This is a genomic window from Streptococcus sp. 27098_8_74 (genome assembly GCF_041431705.1).
GTDB classification, from domain to species: Bacteria; Bacillota; Bacilli; order Lactobacillales; family Streptococcaceae; genus Streptococcus; species Streptococcus salivarius_E.
On record NZ_JAPVYF010000020.1, the window covers coordinates 21,014 to 39,070 of the forward strand.

Consider the following 18,057-nt stretch of genomic DNA (forward strand, 5'->3'; position numbering starts at 1 on the left):
TTCAGCCCTTTCCTTTCTTGACATTAACTTTACTATTTTACCATTTTTTAGTGAAAATTTGGACCTCTGCTTCTGGAAAATTAAAAAGAAAAAGCAGGACAAACCTGCTAAATCCTTAATGTTTCTGTAAAATACGTTTGAAGACAGGATACAGGAGCGGAACTGCAATGATTGTCACTACTGATGTCCCAAAGGTCCCACCAATTTTAGTAAGTGCCAATGCCATGGCAGCATTTAGTGGTATAGCCGCAACGACACTATTAATAATCGTATACTTAACAAAATTCAAAATAATTTTGGTTACTGCAGCTATCACGCCAACAATAATGATGTTCATCATTTTGTCATTTGATTTGAGTAGCTTTTCAAAAACAAGATAGAGAACAAAACAAACAATCAAAGATTCTAAAATAGTAATCCAAACCTCAGCAGCATAACCATTGAAAATATCAAATAAGCCTAGGCCCACTGTTGCGACTAGCGCACCTTTCCTAGCTCCGAAAATCAACACAGCAATCACAACCAGAGCATTTCCCAAATGGACAAATTGAGGTCCAAAAGGAATACGAATGAACTGTACACTAACAATAATTAGAGCTGCGTACAAACTCAATTCAACTAATTCACGTGTTTTATCACTTTTCATTTTTCTCCTCCAATAGGGCATTAAAACCACTAAATAAATAACCGATATGGGGCTCATAGCAGAGACCATATTTTAAAGGACGACCACTAGCTAGGGTTGAAGACAAGACCTGATCCATGAAATCTAAGGCAAGATTAGCTACTTTTAGTAAATTCAGATGATGAAAATAGCCTGATGCCAAGACAGCTGTTACAAGATCTCCACTGCCATAAAAGTGAGACTTATAGCTTTTCCTCATAAGATAAGCCGTTTCATTGGTCTCTTTATCAAAATAAGCCAGCCCAATTTTGTCTGTCTCAAAAGAGATACCTGTCACAATAACTTTCCGAGTGCCAAGCTTGGCCAAATCTCTCAAAAGCTTTTCAACAGTGACTTTATCATAGGAACCTGCTTCAAGATATGGAGTATCCGTCAACAAGGCAGCTTCTGTCAGATTGGGAATGATGACATCTGCTTGTTGACAGAAATCTTTCATGGCTTCTACATAGTGTCTATCAAAACCTTGATAGAGACGGCCATTGTCAGCCATAATAGGGTCAACAAATAGAGGTAACTCTTTATCGCGAGCTAATTGACCTACAAGTTTTAGTTCTTCTTCTGACTTAAAATAACCACTCACAAGGCCATCTACTTTAAAATCCAAGTACTCCCACTGCTTACAAAACCCTTTTAGGTCATCTGTAAGGTCCCGTACATAAATATTATTAAAGTCCCCTGTATGCGAAGATAAAAGAACCGTTGGCAAGGGAAGGACTTCAGTTTGACAGGCTGACATGATAGGGAGGCTACTAGTCAAAGCAACCTTACCTAGACCAACGAGGTCATTGGCAACAATTACTTTAGTCATCTATTTCCCTTCCCAAGTCTTTTTAAACTGTTTAACAAAGCTTGTGTGGAAATAAATGTAATAGGCCACTCCTAAACCAAGAATAGCAGCTACAAGGTCAAATGGAATCTTCATAATAGCATAAGCTGGCGTACCATAGATAAAGGCTCTTCCTAAGCCATAACCTACTAGGTCAATAATAGCCCCAAGCAAGAGACCTAAAGATGCCCTAGATTTGCTCAATTCTCCTAAACGCCCTCCAACAATAAGTGCAATAGCAAGAACTTGAAGGCTATGGGTCACTAGAGTTACCCACATAGGAAGAGGGTAAAAGAGAAAATCTCCGATGAAGGAACCTATACCTGCAATAATCACTGCTTCTGTAGGTGGGAAAATTAAACCAACTAGGAAAATAACAATCCCATTAAAATAGAAATGACCACCCGGTACAGGGATGGATAAGAGACTAGAACTCAAAATAATCACAAGTGCCATGAAAAAAGCAGAGAGGGTTAAACGTTTTGCTGACATACCTAAAACTCCTTGATAAATAAATATAGTCTAAGTTTATGAAAATTCTGACGATTAAACAAGATAGTATTTTAGCTACTGTCCGGGTACAGATTTTAGACAACAAAAAACACCACACAAGTATGTGGTGATAAATCTTATTGAGCTTTCTTATCAAAATATTTTACAGGTGCCTTCTCAAGATTTTGGAGTGAAAGTTTAGCAGTCGCATTCGCTTCTGTACCGTAGTCTGAGAAATCAATAACCAAATCATGATCAAAGTCTTCAACGGCATAGTCAACAACGACTTCTTTGACTTCCTTAGGTGCAATCTTGGTCTTATTAGCCATCTTATCTCGGTCATCATCCTGAGAAAAGACCATTGTAGCAACCTTTACTTCTTCCTTTTCTTGTTTCACATCAAGGACAACTTTCATCAAAAGAGTGTAGGCATTCATTGTTTCTTTACTTGAGTTGCTAAGTTTATAGTGAACGCGTACAGCTTTTTGACCTTCAGGTGATTCGATTTTATTTGCAGAAAGAACTTGTACGCTAGCATCTTGTCCCGTAAATAGCATTTTGTTTTTATCGTAGGTCCAAGTAGGTTCCTTCTCAGGTGTGCAAGCTGACAAACCGATGATTGTTAAGCAAGCAAGAGCGAGAAGTCCTAAGATTTTCTTTAAAGTCATTCTTATAATCTCCTTAAACTTGTTTGAAAGGGGAATTTAGTTTTACCTTACAACCTTTTTATTATGTCAAAATCTAATAATCTTGTCAAATTTCTCTGGGCCTATTGCTCTGACAAGGGAAGTAAGGTAAAATAAGGAAAAATCTGTAAGGGGTCAGTTATGAGTATTTATCAAGATATTGTCGAGACCATTATCAAAGATATCCAAAATGGTACTTTAAAAAAAGGGAGTAAGCTCCCCTCTATTCGTCAACTTAGCCAGACTTATGCCTGTAGTAAGGATACAGCCCAAAGAGCACTCTTGGAACTCAAGTATCAAAACTATATTTACGCCGTACCCAAAAGTGGCTATTATGTTCTCGAAGGACGCAATGAAGTCGATAATAAGGTCCTTCTTAACCTTAACGATTACAATCAATTGGCCTACGAGGATTTTAAACTTTGTTTGGATGAAAGTTTGGCGGGTCATCAGGACTACCTCTTCAACTATTATCATGAACAAGCTGGACTCAAAGATTTGCTTGAAGCCTTAAAGAGTCGATTAATTGCTGACGATATTTATGTCAATTCGGACCAGATTGTCATAACCTCAGGAAGTCAACAGGCCCTCTATATCCTTTCACAGATGGATTTTGGTAATGGTGGCCACAAAATTCTTTTAGAACAACCTACCTATCATCGCATGAACCAGCTTGTCAACCGTCAAAATCTAGTTTACGAGACGATAAACCGTGGTTTTGATGGTTTGGATTTTGACCGCTTGGAAGAGTACTTTAAATCTGGACAGATTAAGTTCTTCTATACTATCAGTCGTTACTCCAATCCTCTCGGATTAAGCTATAATTCTAGCGAAAAAGAAAAGCTAGCCCAACTTGCCAATCAGTATAATGTTTATATCGTCGAGGATGACTATATGGGAGACTTTAGTGATAGTAAAAATCTCCCTATTCACTACTATGATACTCAAAATCAGACCATCTATATCAAATCCTTCTCCATGACCCTTTTTCCAGGTTTGCGCCTAGGTAGCCTTGTTTTACCTCCTAATCTTAAGTCTACCTTTTTGAGCCACAAGGGACTTATTGACTATGATACCAATCTCATCATGCAAAAAGCACTTTCCGTTTATCTCGAAAATGGCATGTTCCAAAAAAACATTAAGAAACTTGGTGACCTCTTTCAACAAAACATGGCTAAAAGTCAAGCAATCATTGACAAATCTAAGGTTAGCATTCCTTATCAGATTTCCCCTAGACATGTGACCTGGCAACTTCCTAAGGAGTTTTCACTTGAAAAATTCAAAGCCCACAAGCAGATTCGTTTTTTAGAATCATCCTTTATTAGACCAACTTCTGAAACTTATCTGCAGATAGGTCATGGACAGGAACTGGAATCCTTTATAAAAATTTTAAAAAAGACAAAGTGACAATTAGACACAACAAAAGCCATCGCTTGATGGCTTTTGTTTATTTAGTTTGCTCAAAGCGTAGGTGTACAATTACTTTGTCACCATAACCGTTACGCTCCAAATCTCGTTGCAAACGGTATGAAATATAATGCTCAGCAATATTGATAAAGCCTGCTTCCATGAGACGATTTTCAACCAATGACTGAATCATATTAATGGTTGGGCGTTCTACCTGAGCATCTTGAAGATCAAGCACTACTTTTTTCGTCACTTGAGCAAGGTTTTGGCGCCAAGTATCGTCGAGAACATACACAGTCTGTGCTGCTTTTAAGATGGCTTGGTAAATTTTATCAGGATCAAATTCAGCAACTTGACCATTACGTTTAATAATTTGCATGGCTACCCTCTTTTCATGGCTTTTTCTTTTATTATGCAGAGAATTTACATATTTGTCAAGTGCAAATCCCTGAAAGAGCTATCCAGACTGCTTATTCCCAGAATTTAGAAATGTAAACTGGTTTGCCATGTTTATCAAAGGAAAGGGTTGCTGTGTAGGACTCTGACTCATGATGGCGCATATAATTAGCGATTCTCTTGTCACCGTTTATCAGGTGAATGTCATAAGTCTGCCCGTCAGAGCTTACAAAGTGAGCATTAATCCTAGCACTACTCGTTTTTGTCCCAACATGACTAATATCTATTTGTTCAACTTGACCATCAATGGTTTTAGCTATAGGGCCTCTATAGTCTTTGTAAATAGTGACGGTAGCCAAAACATCATCAACTAAAACATAGGTCATCCCGAAAACGAACAGATAAACTATTGGTATGACAATGAAAGATAATTTACTTTTGCGGAACGTTTCTTTATGCCAAGCCCAAATATCCTGAGGTGACATGGTTAAAAATTTTTTAAAATATTGATGAACGAGTAACCTGTAGACTAATAATACAAATATTACTTGCCCCAAGGGATAAGCAAAGCTGGGTAAACCATCAATCAGAACATTGACTTTATCAGATTCAAAAGTGTAGTGTCCCCATACACCGTCAAAAAACTCTAAAAACAAATTAACTCCTTTTTGTAACATAGTCTAGTCACTTAAAAATCCATCTTCTCAGATGGATTTTTTAACTATTAACGTACTTCTGCTTCGACTTTCTCAGTAAGAGCTTTGGTGATTTTTTCCATGTATTTGGCAACTTCTTCGTCTGTGAGGTTGTCATTTGGATTTTGGAAGGTAAGGCTATAAGCCATTGATTTCATTCCAGCACCAAGTTTTTCTCCTGCGTAAACGTCGAAGAGTTTAACGGCAACCAAGCGTTTCACTCCTGCAGAGTAGATAGCATCAAGAACTTCTTGATGAGTGATTTCTGCCTTGAGAAGAAGGGCGATATCACGTGATACTGCAGGGAATTTTGTGATTTCAACAAATGGTTGAGCCGGTTGCAAGGCTGCTTCTACAGCACTAAGGTTAATTTCAGCCACATAAGTTTCTGGAATACCGTAGTTTTTAGCAGTTTGTGGGTGAACTTGACCAAGGAATCCAATCGTTTGACCATCAAGGACAATAGCAGCTGTACGACCTGGGTGCATACTTGCTAGGTCTTTTGTCGGTACATAGTCAACTGAAACTTCAAGTTTATCAAAGAGAGCTTCAACGATACCTTTGGCATAGAAGAAATCAACAGGCGTTGCTTGGGTTTGGAAATCTTTTTCAGCTACAAGACCAGAAATAGCGAAGGCAAAGGTATTGATTTCATTTGGCAATTCCTCTTTTGGATTACCATTTTGTTCAAAGACCTTACCGATTTCATAAATAGCAACGTTACTATTCTTACGGTTAACATTGTAAGCAACCGTATCAAGCATGCCAGAAACCATGTTCTGACGGAGGGCTGAACGGTCGACAGTCATTGGCCACATCAACTCAGTCAAGTTAGTAGGTGTCACAGCAAATTCAACAGCTTTTTCAGGTGTTGTCAAAGCATATGAGATGATTTCAGTCAATCCAGCACCTTCAGCAATGGTACGAACCTTACGGCGAAGTGCTTGTGTTTCAGTCAATTCACCGGCTGTTCCTGCTGCTTCTGGAAGTGTCGTAGGCAATTTTTCATAGCCGTAGATACGTGCAATTTCCTCAACCAAGTCTGCTTGGATGCTGATATCCCAACGACGACGTGGTACAGATACTGTGAATTTATCAGCATCACCAGTCAATCCAAAACCAAGTTTTGCAAACACATCTTCAATATCCGCAAAAGTCAATTCTGTACCAAGGCGAACATTCACGTAGTCAAGGCTTGTAGAAACTTGAACTGGCTCTGTATCAACTGACCCCGCTTGAACACGGCCTGCAAGAACCGTTCCATTTGCCAATTCTTGCAACATAGCTGCAGCAAAATCAAGGGCTTCAAGGACAGTATCATTATTGATACCTTTTTCAAAACGTGATGATGATTCTGAACGAAGGTTGAGACGGCTACTTGTCTTACGAACTGATTTTCCATCAAAAACAGCAGCTTCGAGAACGACATTTTTAGAATTGTTGTCAATTTCAGTTGAAGCGCCACCCATAACACCTGCGAGGGCAACTGGTTTGTCAGCAACTGTAATAACAATATCTTCAGCAGTCAATTCACGTTCTTCACCATCGAGAGTGACTAATTTTTCACCATCACGGGCATCACGGGCAACGATACGTGAATCTTCAAATTTATCCAAATCGAAGGCATGCATTGGTTGTCCAAAGTAAAGAAGAACATAGTTTGTCACGTCAACCACGTTGTTGATTGGACGGATACCAGCATTCATAAGAAGGTTTTGCAACCATTGTGGACTTGGTTGAACAGTAACATTCTCAACCACACGACTAGCATAAGTAGCCACTTTATCACTTTCGATGGCTACTGAAATCTTATCAGAAGCTGGTTTACTGTCTTCAGTAACCGTTTTTTCTGGGAAGTGAACAGATTTTCCATAGATTGCAGCGACTTCATGTGCCACACCACGCATAGAAAGAGCATCCGCACGGTTAGGTGTGATTGACAATTCGATGATTTCATCATCAAGGTCAAGATATGGGAAGATGCTATCTCCAGGTACGGCATCTTCTGGCAAAATTTGGATACCATCTGCAAATTCCTTAGGAATAATGCTATCTGGAAGTCCAAGTTCTGCCAAAGAACAGATCATACCGAGAGATTCCATGCCTCGAATCTTCCCTTTTTTAATTTTGTAATTGTCCGCAATGCGTGCACCAGGAATGGCAACAATTACCTTGATTCCAGCAGTGACATTTGGAGCTCCACAAACAATTTGACGTGGACCTTCAGCATCTCCTGTATCTACTTGACACAAGTGCAAGTGTGTTTCAGGCACATCTTCACATGACAAGACATGACCAACAACCAATTTAGACAAGCCTTCAGCAGGTGTTTCAACACCCTCCACTTCAATACCTGTCGTCGACATTTTTTCAGCGAGTTCAGCAGTGGTAACATCCACATCAACCAACTCTTTTAACCATTTATAACTAACTAGCATAATAATGATACCAAGCCCGTTAATAGCTCTCAGCAAAAATAGGAAAGGCAACGTTGGTGCATCAGCACCTAGGAGCCTTTATCTTTTTTGCCCAGAGCTTAGGGCGGGTTCAAATCCTTTCTGTATGATTAGGTACAAAACATTCAGATTCAAAAACAACTAATCTCGAACTTTGAGGTCGTATTCAAATCCTTTCTGTAAAATTATCAGTTCAACTGATAAATGAGAGAAGAATTTAAACCTCTACTTAGGGCGGGTTCAAATCCTTTCTGTAATATAGGAATATGTATAGCTGATATAAGAGAAAGACGAACTGACACGTTTAATCGCCTTATAAACTCCTCTCTATCAACTTAATAATCGGTTTATAGTTTTAATTTAAGCAACCAGTCACAGTCTACTTTACCGTCACCGACCGGAAAATTGTGTTCTGCAAATTTTTCAAAGCCATATTTATCGTAAAATATCTGTGCTTTGAAATTTCTTTCCCAAACACCCAACCAGGCCCAATCACAACCTAGATCACGGGCTTCCTGCAACGCAAATTCAAAGAGTTGCTTACCCAAACCCATGCCTTGGAAGGCCTGACTGATATAAATTCGTTGAATTTGAAAGGCATTGTCCAAATGCTGCTCTGTTTGAGCAGAACCAACATTGGTCTTTAGAAAACCTGCCTTTTCACCATCAACGAGAATGAAAAAGTATCGCGATTCTTCATGAGTGATTTCATCTAAGAGAACTTCCTCAGAAAGTGCGGTATCAAAGTAACCTTGCAACTGGTCTTCGGTATTATCATGAGCAAAAGTCTCTCTAAAGGTATCTTCGGAGAGAACTTTTAATTCTGCTACTTCTTCCGGAAGAACCTTACGAATAACGACTGACATGACAACCTCCTAAACCTTATTTAAACTGTTCTGAGAAGCGAACATCCCCTTGGTAGAAACCACGAATGTCGTTGATACCATAACGAAGCATGGCAATACGTTCTTGACCAAGACCAAAGGCGAAACCTGAATATTCTTCAGAATCGACACCAGACATCTCAAGCACTTGTGGGTGAACCATACCAGCACCCAGGATCTCAATCCAACCTGTCTTCTTACATACGTTACATCCTTTACCACCACACTTGAAGCATGACACGTCAACCTCAACTGAAGGCTCAGTGAATGGGAAGTAAGATGGACGCAAACGGATTTGACGTTCTGCACCAAACATTTTTTGGATAATCATTTCAAGCGTTCCCTTAAGATCACCCATTGAGATGTTTTTACCAACGACCAAACCTTCGATTTGGTGGAACTGGTGACTGTGAGTCGCATCATCTGTATCACGACGGAAAACACGTCCTGGTGAGATCATCTTAAGTGGACCTTTAGAAAAATCGTGTTTATCAAGTGTACGAGCTTGGACAGGACTTGTGTGAGTACGAAGCAAAATTTCTTCAGTAATGTAGAAGGTATCTTGCATATCACGCGCTGGGTGGTCCTTAGGCAAGTTCATACGTTCAAAGTTATAGTAGTCAGTCTCAACTTCAAAACCATCAACGATTTGGAAGCCCATCCCTAAGAAAATGTCTTCGATTTCTTCAGCTGTTTGGCTAAGAATATGACGGTTTCCAAGTTTGACTTGGCGTCCAGGAAGGGTTACGTCAAGACTTTCAGAGTCAAGTTGTGCTTGAATTTTAGCGGCTTCAACAATTTTAGCGGCTTCGTCAAAAGCTTCAGTAAAAACGTCACGAACTTCGTTGACCATTTTACCAACTTTAGGGCGTTCTTCATTAGGAAGGTCTTTAAGCCCCTTCAAAAGATCCGTCAAAGAGCCTTTTTTACCCAAAACTGCAACACGCAATTCTTGTAATTCTTTAGAGTGTTCACCACGCATTTCAGCCAATTTAGCCTGCGTTGATGTTTTCAACTCTTGCAATTGTGTTTGTAAATCCATGAGATTCCTTTCTGATGTAACAATTTCGAATCGCAAACAAAAAACCACATGCCAAAACTCCAACCCGGAGCGTTGACACGCGGTACCATCCGTTTTTTATCTGGTTACCCAGACCTTGATTCGTCAGTCGTTTTCATGAGTGAATTCGCCGAACTTCCCTTGAGGAGGCTTCCAGTCCATGACCTCCAATCCCTGTCAATTTCCATAAGGTTACTAGTCTCTACGACTTCTATTCAATTACTATCAATTTTACCAAAAAAACAAAAAGCTTTCAAGAGCTGACAAAGAATCCTTTAGTTAATGCCAAAATGGAAAATATGTCTAAGATAATTGACATATCTATAGGAACTTGCTACAATTATGTCAGATAAAGTTGACATAATTAATAAATTGCGACTTACAGCAACACATTAGCTTGTCTTTCAGAAGGAGTCCCATTATGAATCAGGTCAGGGAATTTAGAAAAAATATGGGGCTTTCGCAATTAGAACTCGCAAAGTCTATTGGCGTTTCCCGACAGACTATTAATATGATCGAAAATAACAAATATAACCCAACACTAGAGCTCTGTCTTAATCTAGCTAAAGCTCTAGATACGGATCTTAACAGTCTCTTTTGGGATGAAAATCCGAATAGAGATATAAGATAGAAAGAGGTAAATCATGATTAAAGAAACTTTCACTGACAAACTAATTAAACGTTTTTATGGTATCACAGGTCCTTTAGATGAACAAAAGCGCCAACAGGTTGATCGAATGGGTAACATAGCTTTCGTAGTTCTTTTCTTTACCTTACTTTGTGGTAATTGTATTGCCTTTCTTATAGGCTTTAAGTATCCCGAACTTGTAGCTCGTATTTATCCTATCCTCCTCTTGATTATCATTCTGTTAGTTAGCAGCATCCTTACTTATAAGTTAAAGATAAGTGCTGTTAATGCTTTTGACGAGGAAGAACTGACTGAGAAAGAGAAAAAACAACTTAAGCACGTGGGGCTTAAGTCAGGTTTATACTTTGGGATTAGCATGTTCTTAGGCATGCCCCTAGTTCACTTCTTAGTTGACAATAAAGACTATTTGACAGAATTATTCTCAATCCATAATATGCTATCAGGCATTTTTGAAGCTATCCTTTTTGGGGCTATCATGCAGGGCTTGGTCAATGCTGGTATCAAACAAGCCAAATCTCAAGCTGAGAAAGGTGACCAATAAAATAATAAAGACAAAGAAAAAATCCAGGTTTCCCAGCCTGGATTTTTTGCTCGAAAGAAGACTTCTTAGACTTGTTTACTCAAAGCCTAAATGTGTCCAGAAAATCGTATCTTAACACATACACTATAACTAACTTCAAAAAACACCATATCCCCATATGACATTTCCTTAAATATTGTAACATGTCAGTGCAAAATGACAAGTCACCCTCTCTCTCATAAACCCTAAAATCCTAATCATAGCCTTTGTTAAGCCATTTTACGCAATCGATTGCGTAATTTTGAAAGCGCAAACTTAATGTTTTTCTGAAAGTCCTTACAAATTTTTTGAGACTATGAAAAAAGATAGTGATAAAGCTATCAACTATCTTTCATGAAAATATAATCTATTTTTAGTCTAAATCAAGGTCTTTTAGTTTGACCGAAACGATTTTCGAGACACCTGATTCCTGCATGGTTACCCCATAAATAGAGTCTGCCGCAGACATCGTTCCCTTACGGTGGGTAACTACGATAAACTGACTAGACTTGTCAAAACGATTAAGGTAGTCACCGAAGCGTTTAACATTGGCTTCATCCAAAGCCGCTTCTACTTCGTCAAGGATTACAAATGGAATGGTCTTAACACGAATGATGGCAAAGAGAAGGGCAAGAGCTGACAAGGCCTTCTCACCACCAGACATAAGGTTAAGCGATTGAATTTTCTTACCTGGAGGCTGCACAGAAATTTCTACTCCAGCCTCTAGGAGATTATCTGAGGTCAAAATCAAGTCTGCTGAACCTCCACCAAACATCTGGGTAAAGGTCTGTTTAAAGCTTTCTCGGATAGCCTCAAAGGTTGCTTTAAAGCGTGATTTCACTTCATCATCCATATCATTTATGGTATTCAGAAGGAGACTCTTAGCTTCGAGCAAATCATCCTTTTGTCCGTTCAAGAAATCAAGACGTTGCTTAACCTCTTCAAACTGGGCAATAGCATCCACATTGACCGGACCCAAAGCTTTAATCGAACGCTCAAGACCTTGCAGATTCTGGCGTGTTTGTTCGACATTGTCAAGAGGACTAGCCTGACCTTTGGCGACTTCAAGTGTCATCTGATAATCTTCAGCCAACTGAGTCGCAAACTTACGAAGCGATTGACTAATCTGACTTTCACGTTCTTCCAAGCGAGTCTGCTGACGAATCAAGTCCTCGTTACGATTGCCAGCTTTAGCCAAACGCTCCTCCAAGTCTTCCAACTGACCTTCGTAATCTTGCACCTGAATCTTGGCACGGACAAGAGCTTGCTCCAAATCGTCCTTACGTTGGACAGCTTCTTTATGCTGTGCTTGCAAATGCGGAAGGCGGTCAGTTTGGTCATCATTGACCTGGTTATTAAGGAGGGCTTTAAGACTATCCGATTCCTTCATTAACTCAGACAAGTCGGCTTGAAGACGATTACTTTCTGTCTTAGCAAAACGCAATTCTGCTTGCAAATCACGTTCCTTCAACTGAAGTTCAGATTGCTTGTCTAAGAGAACCTGTTTTTGTTGGCCAAGTGCGTCTTTGTCTTCCTTAATAGCCTCAATACGGTCGTTAATGGTCTCACGCTTGGATGCAATTTGTGCTAACTCTGCTTTAAGTTGTTCAGCCTTATCTTGAAGATTTGCCCCATCAGTTCCCTGAGAATCCTGTTTGAAACTATCCACTAGGTTTTGATTTTTCTCCACCTCTGACAAGGCTTGTTGGTGTTCTAAGTCTAGTTTTTGCTCTTGCAGACGAGCATTTTCACCATCTACCTTAAGGTCTTCTAGCTCTTTCTGTAGAGCCTTACGTTTGATTTTGAGGGCTTCAACTTTGGATTCACTATCACTTAATTGAGCCTTAATCTGGTTAATTTCAGAAGTCAATGCATCCAGTTCAGGCTTGATAAAGAGGTTATTGTTTTGTTTGTTGGTACCACCAGCAAAGGCACCACCAGGGCGAATTTCAGAACCGTCAAGAGTGACCATACGCACTTGGAAACGAACAGCTCGAGCCGCTTTATTAGCATTGTCAATGGTATCAAAGATTGCTGTTACCCCTAGGAGGTTTTGGAAAATATTAGATAAGCGGTCCTTATAGGTAACCAAATCGGAAGCCATACCAATAAAGCCTGGTGCATTGGCAAGACTTTGAGCAAATTGTCCATTAAGTTGACGTGGTTTAATAGTAGTCAACGGCAAGAAAGTTGCACGCCCCTGACGATTGCGCTTCAAGTAGTCAATCGAACGCTTAGCAGCCGCTTCGTCCTCCACAATAATATTTTGCCCACTAGCCCCCATAGCGATTTCAAGAGCCGTCTGATAGCGCGTATCGAAGGTCAAGTGTTCACTGACAGCGCCAATAATTCCTTGAATAGATTGGGCGTTTTGAAGGACAGCCTTAACCCCTGCATAGAAATTACTATGATTTTTTTGAATAGATTCAAGACTTTGACGACGGGCATCTTTACTCTTAAAGTGATCCATGAGGTCAAACATCTGCTTTTGAGCCTCTTGATAGTCCTTATCAAGAGTCTGATAAGCCTGGGCCTTTTCTTTGTAGCTAGCTAAGAGGCTTTGAAGACTCTCTTTGGCTGCTTGATAAGCTTTTTGGGTTTCGCTGGCCACTTCCTGAGCGGAGAGCAAATCAGCTTGAGCTTGTTTATATTCTTCAGCTTGTGCCTCAAGCGCTTGTGTCTGACTGTCCATGTCGTGAGTGACCTGAGTCAAACTGTTGGAAACCTTAGCTTCCTCCTGCATCAGACCAACATAGTCTTCACGTAAACGTTCGATAAGCGTATCTGGATCATCAGAAAATTGCTCCAGTTCTTTTTGAATAGCAATCAGCTCTTGGGCAAGGCTATCCAACTCCGCATTCAATTCAACTTGGCTTTGATTAATCTTATCGAGTGCTGCCTGAGCTTCCGCTTTCAAATGCTCTAACTCACTGAGACGAGCTTCAGTTTCTTCTTTTTTCTCTGAACGTTGCTGACTCTCCATGGTATAAAGATCAATTTGACGCTCAAAGTCACTAATAAGACGTGTGACATCCACCAAGGTTTGTTGGTCAGAAGAAATTTGTTCTGAAATTTGATGGCGTTTTTGCTTGAGCTCCTGGTTCTCAGTCTCTAGACGATGGCGTTCCTCATAATAGCTAGTTAATTTTTCCTTGACCGCTGCCAAATCCTCTTGGGTCTGGATCAAGTCAGACCTACCAACTTCAATATCGTGGACCAAAAGATTAAGCTGAGTCTGTCTACGCTCTTCATCTAATTCCAAGTAACGTTTAGCAGTCGCTGCTTGCTTTTCAAGCGGTTTAACCTGACCGTCCAGCTCGTAGATGATATCTTCCAAACGATCAAGATTATCTTGGGTTTGATTAAGCTTGCTTTCTGTTTCTTTCTTACGTGTCTTATATTTGAGAACCCCTGCGGCTTCTTCGAAAATAGCTCGGCGCTCTTCAGGTTTGGCATTAAAAATAGCCTCAACACGACCTTGGGAAATAATGGAAAAAGAATCACGCCCCAGACCGGTATCCATGAAGAGGTCATGAATATCACGCAGACGAACCTTGCGACCATCAATCAAGTAATCATTGTCACCGTTTCGATAAATGTGACGCTCCACACGAATGGTTTCACCAGCACCCGCGATAAAGCCATCACTGTTATCAAGAGTAACTGCCACTTCCGCATAGTTGAGAGCCTTACGAACCTCTGTTCCTGCAAAAATAACGTCAGGCATCTTGCCTCCACGCAAACTCTTGGCAGATGATTCACCCAGTGCCCAGCGTAGACTTTCTGTAATATTTGATTTTCCCGATCCATTTGGACCTACAACGGCTGTTACTCCCTTGTCAAAGACGACTTGCGTCTTGTCCGCAAAGGATTTAAAGCCCTGCATTTCAATTGATTTCAAATACATGCTTAATTTCCTAGTTGTTCAAGGGCAGCCTTAGCCGCTGCCTGTTCAGCTAATTTCTTAGATTTTCCAAGACCTGTGCTGAGCTCCTTACCATCAACAGCTACCTGCATAGTAAATTCTTTGGCATGAGCTGGTCCAGACTCGTCGATAACGGTATAAGTAATATCAACCGTACCATTGACCTGAAGACGCTCTTGCAAAGCTGTTTTATAGTCTGTTACGCGGTCAAAGTTCCCCTTTTCAACCTGAGGAATCATGACCTGATTCAAGAATTTCTCAACTGCAGGCAACCCTTGATCCAAATAAAGGGCACCGAGGAAGGCCTCCCAGAGGTCACCAAGGATAGTGGCACGTTCACGTCCACCAGATTTTTCTTCCCCTTTACCAAGACGGATATACTGCTCGAAACCGCAAGCCTTTGTAAACCCTGCCAAACTCTCTTCACGAACGATAGTACTACGCATCTTAGACATTTCTCCCTCTGGCTTGTTAGGGTAGCGTTTGTAAAGATAAACAGAAATGACTAATTGCAGAGCCGCGTCTCCTAAAAATTCCAAACGTTCATTATGTGAAATGTTTAGGAGGCGGTGCTCATTGGCATATGAGGTATGGGTAAATGCTGTTTCTAAGAGGTCTTTTTGGCTAAAAACAATACCAAAATCCTGCTCAAGTTTTTGTTCAAGTTGATTCATGAAACTTCCTTTCTTTTTAAGCACACTAACTATAATTATATCAAAAAAAGCCAATTTTCATGATAGAAAACTGCTTTTAGAACCTATATCCGCTGAATTTGTGAGATTTAACCTATTCAACTAAAAAAGCTGAGCAAGCTGCTCAACTTCATTTTCTTAATAATCTGGACGAACGACACCTGTAACTGTCTCACGTGTTGCTTCGACATCTTCTTCAAGGACAACCTTAATGATACGTTTGGCTTCTTCTGAAGTACATGCAACCAATGGCAAACGAAGTGGTCCAACTTCGAAACCAAGATGGTTAAGAACAGCCTTGACAGGCGCAGGACTTGGTACTGAGAAGAGAGCGTTAACTTTAGGAATGAATTTACGTTGGATAGCTGCTGCTGTCTTAAGGTCACTATTTTCAATAGCTTCAAGCATGGCATGCATCTCATCTCCATTTGTATGAGAGGCTACTGAGATGACACCGTTAGCCCCAAGGTTCATAGCGTGGAAGGCATCCCCATCTTCACCGGTATAAACCAAGAAATCTTCAGGTTTATGTTCGATAAGGTAGGCCATATTTGCAAGGCTAGTACATTCTTTAACACCAATGATATTTGGATGTTCCGCCAAACGAAGCATGGTATCAGGAGCCATTTCAACAACCACACGACCAGGGATGTTGTAGATGATAATTGGCAAATCAGAAGCATCCGCAATGGCTTTGAAGTGTTGGTACATACCTTCTTGTGATGGCTTGTTGTAGTAAGGCACGATAGCAAGACCAGCTGCGAAACCACCAAATCTGGCAACTTCTTTAGCAAACTCGATAGAGTCGCGTGTATCGTTGGTACCGACACCAGCAATCAATGGCACACGTCCATTAACAATTTTCTGAACAGCCGCAAAGAGTTCCAACTCCTCATCGTGAGTAAGTGTTGGACTTTCAGCCGTTGTTCCCGCCAAAAGAAGAGCTTCTGTATGGTGAGCCAAAAGATGCTCAATCAATTCTGGAAGGGCATCATAATTGATAGAGCCATCTTCGTGGAAAGGTGTAATAAGGGCTGTGATCAGTTTGACATCTCTTAATTGATCAATTGACATAAAATTCTCCTTCAACCGTTTTCTAATCCTTTCCATTTTACCATAATTTTGACAAGACAGACAGATAAGTTGACAATTTTCTGAAAACGTGAGGACTGACTATTTCCATTTGATAGCTAATAAACAAAAAAACAGAGAGAAGTCTCTCTGCTTTATAGGATTCAGCTTGACTTTAGTATTTAAATACAACACTAAATCCTTACTGATTCCTGAATCATAACGCAGTGATTGATTGGAACTACTCATGTCTACAACATTCGTACTTCCTAATCAACTGTGCGGGGGTGGTATAAAAGTCCTGTGGACTTTTATAGCCTAAGCCTTAAATTATAAAAGCGAAGGAGAAATCAAACTCTTCGAGTTACTGATTTCTGTTTTGCTCCCTATTTCAATTCAAATTTCAATTCTGAAGTTGGGCGAACCAAACCACGTTCGTGGAGTGTTTCTGCGATTTGGACTGAGTTCCAAGCGGCACCTTTAAGGAGGTTATCTGAAACAACCCACATGTGGATACCTTTTTCAGCATCCAAGTCTTTACGGATACGTCCGACAAATGTATCACGTGAACCTACAGCATTAACGGCTTGTGGGTAGACTTGGTTAGCAACGTCGTCTTCAAGGACTGCACCTGGGAATTCTGCAATAGCAGCTTTCACTTCGTCAATTGGTGCCACTTCTTTTGTTTCAATGTAGACTGACTCTGAGTGAGCTGACAAGACTGGAATACGCACACATGTTGCTGATACAGCAATGCTATCGTCTTCCATGATTTTCTTAGTTTCGTTTGTCATCTTCATTTCTTCGTAAGTGTAGTCATTTTCAGTGAAGACGTCAATTTGAGCCAAGGCGTTGAAGGCGATTGGGAAGTGTTTCTTATCGCCACCACATGGCAAGATTTCAGCTTTAACATCACGTGGGTTAACACCGTCATTCAAAACTTCTTTCAACTCACGTTGTGTTTCAAGGATTGCTCCCATACCAGCACCTGATACGGCTTGGTAAGTTGACACGATGATACGGTCCAAGCCCCATTTTTGACGAACTGGCTCAAGAGCAACCATCATTTGAATCGTTGAACAGTTAGGGCAAGCGATAATACCGTTGTGAGCATCAAGCGCATGTGCATTGACCTCAGGTACAACCAATGGTACATCTGGGTTTTGACGGAAGTATGATGTATTATCAACGACTACTGCACCTGCTTTAACGGCGTATGGTGCATATTTAGCAGAGGTAGATCCACCAGCTGAGAAAAGTGCAATATCTACACCTTCAAATGCGTCTTCAGTCGTTTCTTCGATGGTCACATCTTGTCCTTTAAATTGCAAAACTTTCCCTGCAGAACGTGCAGACGCAAGGTAGCGAATTTTATCGATTGGAAGTGTTGATTCTTCCAACATTTTGATCATTTGAGCACCAACGGCACCTGTAGCACCGACAACAGCAACTGTGTATCCCATAGTAAAACCTCTTTCGGAATTTTCTATCAATTTAGTTTAGTGAATCTATTATACTACGTTTAAGCCCAGTTGAAAAGGGTTAAAACGCCAAGAATAAAGAAAATCCCCTAC

Annotated in this window: 16 protein-coding genes; 3 read left to right on the forward strand and 13 right to left on the reverse strand. The window is 40.4% G+C overall.

Going from position 1 to position 18,057, the window contains the following annotated elements; all coding sequences use genetic code 11:
* Positions 1–115: 115 nt before the first annotated feature.
* From O3670_RS08375 to O3670_RS08390, 4 genes are all read right to left on the reverse strand, one after another.
* Complete coding sequence (locus O3670_RS08375; protein ID WP_070577315.1) at positions 116–646, reverse strand: ECF transporter S component; 531 nt, start codon at positions 644–646, stop codon at positions 116–118.
* Positions 636–1,493, reverse strand: a complete 858-nt coding sequence (locus tag O3670_RS08380) for a pyridoxamine kinase (protein WP_371595999.1) — start codon at positions 1,491–1,493, stop codon at positions 636–638. The genes O3670_RS08375 and O3670_RS08380 overlap by 11 nt, the downstream gene beginning before the upstream one ends.
* Complete coding sequence (locus O3670_RS08385) at positions 1,494–2,003, reverse strand: ECF transporter S component (protein WP_339156878.1); 510 nt, start codon at positions 2,001–2,003, stop codon at positions 1,494–1,496. It lies immediately after the preceding gene.
* 137 nt (positions 2,004–2,140) lie between these two features.
* Complete coding sequence (locus tag O3670_RS08390; protein ID WP_022496466.1) at positions 2,141–2,671, reverse strand: DUF5067 domain-containing protein; 531 nt, start codon at positions 2,669–2,671, stop codon at positions 2,141–2,143.
* A gap of 159 nt (positions 2,672–2,830) precedes the next feature.
* Between O3670_RS08390 and O3670_RS08395 the strand changes: the two genes are divergently transcribed.
* Entirely contained in the window at positions 2,831–4,096 is a 1,266-nt protein-coding gene (locus O3670_RS08395; RefSeq protein ID WP_048790448.1) for an aminotransferase-like domain-containing protein, read from the forward strand.
* A 40-nt stretch (positions 4,097–4,136) separates the two neighbouring features.
* Here the strand turns inward: O3670_RS08395 and O3670_RS08400 are convergent, their stop codons facing one another.
* From O3670_RS08400 to pheS, 5 genes are all read right to left on the reverse strand, one after another.
* Positions 4,137–4,475, reverse strand: a complete 339-nt coding sequence (locus tag O3670_RS08400; protein WP_002891184.1) for an ATP cone domain-containing protein — start codon at positions 4,473–4,475, stop codon at positions 4,137–4,139.
* 91 nt (positions 4,476–4,566) lie between these two features.
* Complete coding sequence (locus tag O3670_RS08405) at positions 4,567–5,148, reverse strand: hypothetical protein (RefSeq protein WP_048790449.1); 582 nt, start codon at positions 5,146–5,148, stop codon at positions 4,567–4,569.
* A gap of 68 nt (positions 5,149–5,216) precedes the next feature.
* Entirely contained in the window at positions 5,217–7,625 is a 2,409-nt protein-coding gene (pheT, locus tag O3670_RS08410; protein WP_048790450.1) for a phenylalanine--tRNA ligase subunit beta, read from the reverse strand.
* 365 nt (positions 7,626–7,990) lie between these two features.
* On the reverse strand, positions 7,991–8,509 hold the full coding sequence (locus O3670_RS08415; protein WP_048790451.1) for a GNAT family N-acetyltransferase: 519 nt from the start codon (positions 8,507–8,509) through the stop codon (positions 7,991–7,993).
* Positions 8,510–8,525: 16 nt separating this feature from the next.
* On the reverse strand, positions 8,526–9,569 hold the full coding sequence (pheS, locus tag O3670_RS08420) for a phenylalanine--tRNA ligase subunit alpha (RefSeq protein ID WP_048790452.1): 1,044 nt from the start codon (positions 9,567–9,569) through the stop codon (positions 8,526–8,528).
* Positions 9,570–10,008: 439 nt separating this feature from the next.
* On the opposite strand from pheS, the gene relB reads away from it, so the two are divergent.
* On the forward strand, positions 10,009–10,218 hold the full coding sequence (gene relB / locus O3670_RS08425; protein ID WP_073689802.1) for a type II toxin-antitoxin system RelB family anti-toxin: 210 nt from the start codon (positions 10,009–10,011) through the stop codon (positions 10,216–10,218).
* Positions 10,219–10,231: 13 nt separating this feature from the next.
* Positions 10,232–10,777 carry a DUF3278 domain-containing protein gene (locus tag O3670_RS08430; RefSeq protein WP_013990427.1) on the forward strand — a complete coding sequence of 182 codons (546 nt, stop codon included), beginning with the start codon at positions 10,232–10,234 and terminating at the stop codon, positions 10,775–10,777.
* 391 nt (positions 10,778–11,168) lie between these two features.
* Here the strand turns inward: O3670_RS08430 and smc are convergent, their stop codons facing one another.
* From smc to O3670_RS08450, 4 genes are all read right to left on the reverse strand, one after another.
* Positions 11,169–14,702: a chromosome segregation protein SMC gene (gene smc, locus O3670_RS08435; protein WP_371596001.1), complete on the reverse strand. Its 3,534-nt coding sequence runs from the start codon at positions 14,700–14,702 to the stop codon at positions 11,169–11,171.
* Between the two features lie 2 nt (positions 14,703–14,704).
* Positions 14,705–15,394 (reverse strand): ribonuclease III, encoded by a 690-nt coding sequence (gene rnc / locus O3670_RS08440; protein ID WP_002885331.1) that lies wholly within the window; start codon positions 15,392–15,394, stop codon positions 14,705–14,707.
* A gap of 156 nt (positions 15,395–15,550) precedes the next feature.
* Complete coding sequence (gene dapA / locus O3670_RS08445) at positions 15,551–16,486, reverse strand: 4-hydroxy-tetrahydrodipicolinate synthase (protein ID WP_070577323.1); 936 nt, start codon at positions 16,484–16,486, stop codon at positions 15,551–15,553.
* 383 nt (positions 16,487–16,869) lie between these two features.
* Complete coding sequence (locus O3670_RS08450; RefSeq protein ID WP_003096845.1) at positions 16,870–17,946, reverse strand: aspartate-semialdehyde dehydrogenase; 1,077 nt, start codon at positions 17,944–17,946, stop codon at positions 16,870–16,872.
* Positions 17,947–18,057 lie beyond the last annotated feature (111 nt).

Coding starts and splice junctions, on each gene's coding strand:
- pheS (WP_048790452.1), bottom strand. CDS start 9,569: ATGGATTTACAAACACAATTGCAAGAGTTGAAAACATCAACGCAGGCT.
- dapA (WP_070577323.1), bottom strand. CDS start 16,486: ATGTCAATTGATCAATTAAGAGATGTCAAACTGATCACAGCCCTTATT.
- O3670_RS08385 (WP_339156878.1), bottom strand. CDS start 2,003: ATGTCAGCAAAACGTTTAACCCTCTCTGCTTTTTTCATGGCACTTGTG.
- O3670_RS08430 (WP_013990427.1), top strand. CDS start 10,232: ATGATTAAAGAAACTTTCACTGACAAACTAATTAAACGTTTTTATGGT.
- rnc (WP_002885331.1), bottom strand. CDS start 15,394: ATGAATCAACTTGAACAAAAACTTGAGCAGGATTTTGGTATTGTTTTT.
- O3670_RS08450 (WP_003096845.1), bottom strand. CDS start 17,946: ATGGGATACACAGTTGCTGTTGTCGGTGCTACAGGTGCCGTTGGTGCT.
- O3670_RS08395 (WP_048790448.1), top strand. CDS start 2,831: ATGAGTATTTATCAAGATATTGTCGAGACCATTATCAAAGATATCCAA.
- smc (WP_371596001.1), bottom strand. CDS start 14,702: ATGTATTTGAAATCAATTGAAATGCAGGGCTTTAAATCCTTTGCGGAC.
- relB (WP_073689802.1), top strand. CDS start 10,009: ATGAATCAGGTCAGGGAATTTAGAAAAAATATGGGGCTTTCGCAATTA.
- O3670_RS08415 (WP_048790451.1), bottom strand. CDS start 8,509: ATGTCAGTCGTTATTCGTAAGGTTCTTCCGGAAGAAGTAGCAGAATTA.
- O3670_RS08390 (WP_022496466.1), bottom strand. CDS start 2,671: ATGACTTTAAAGAAAATCTTAGGACTTCTCGCTCTTGCTTGCTTAACA.
- O3670_RS08400 (WP_002891184.1), bottom strand. CDS start 4,475: ATGCAAATTATTAAACGTAATGGTCAAGTTGCTGAATTTGATCCTGAT.
- O3670_RS08375 (WP_070577315.1), bottom strand. CDS start 646: ATGAAAAGTGATAAAACACGTGAATTAGTTGAATTGAGTTTGTACGCA.
- O3670_RS08380 (WP_371595999.1), bottom strand. CDS start 1,493: ATGACTAAAGTAATTGTTGCCAATGACCTCGTTGGTCTAGGTAAGGTT.
- pheT (WP_048790450.1), bottom strand. CDS start 7,625: ATGCTAGTTAGTTATAAATGGTTAAAAGAGTTGGTTGATGTGGATGTT.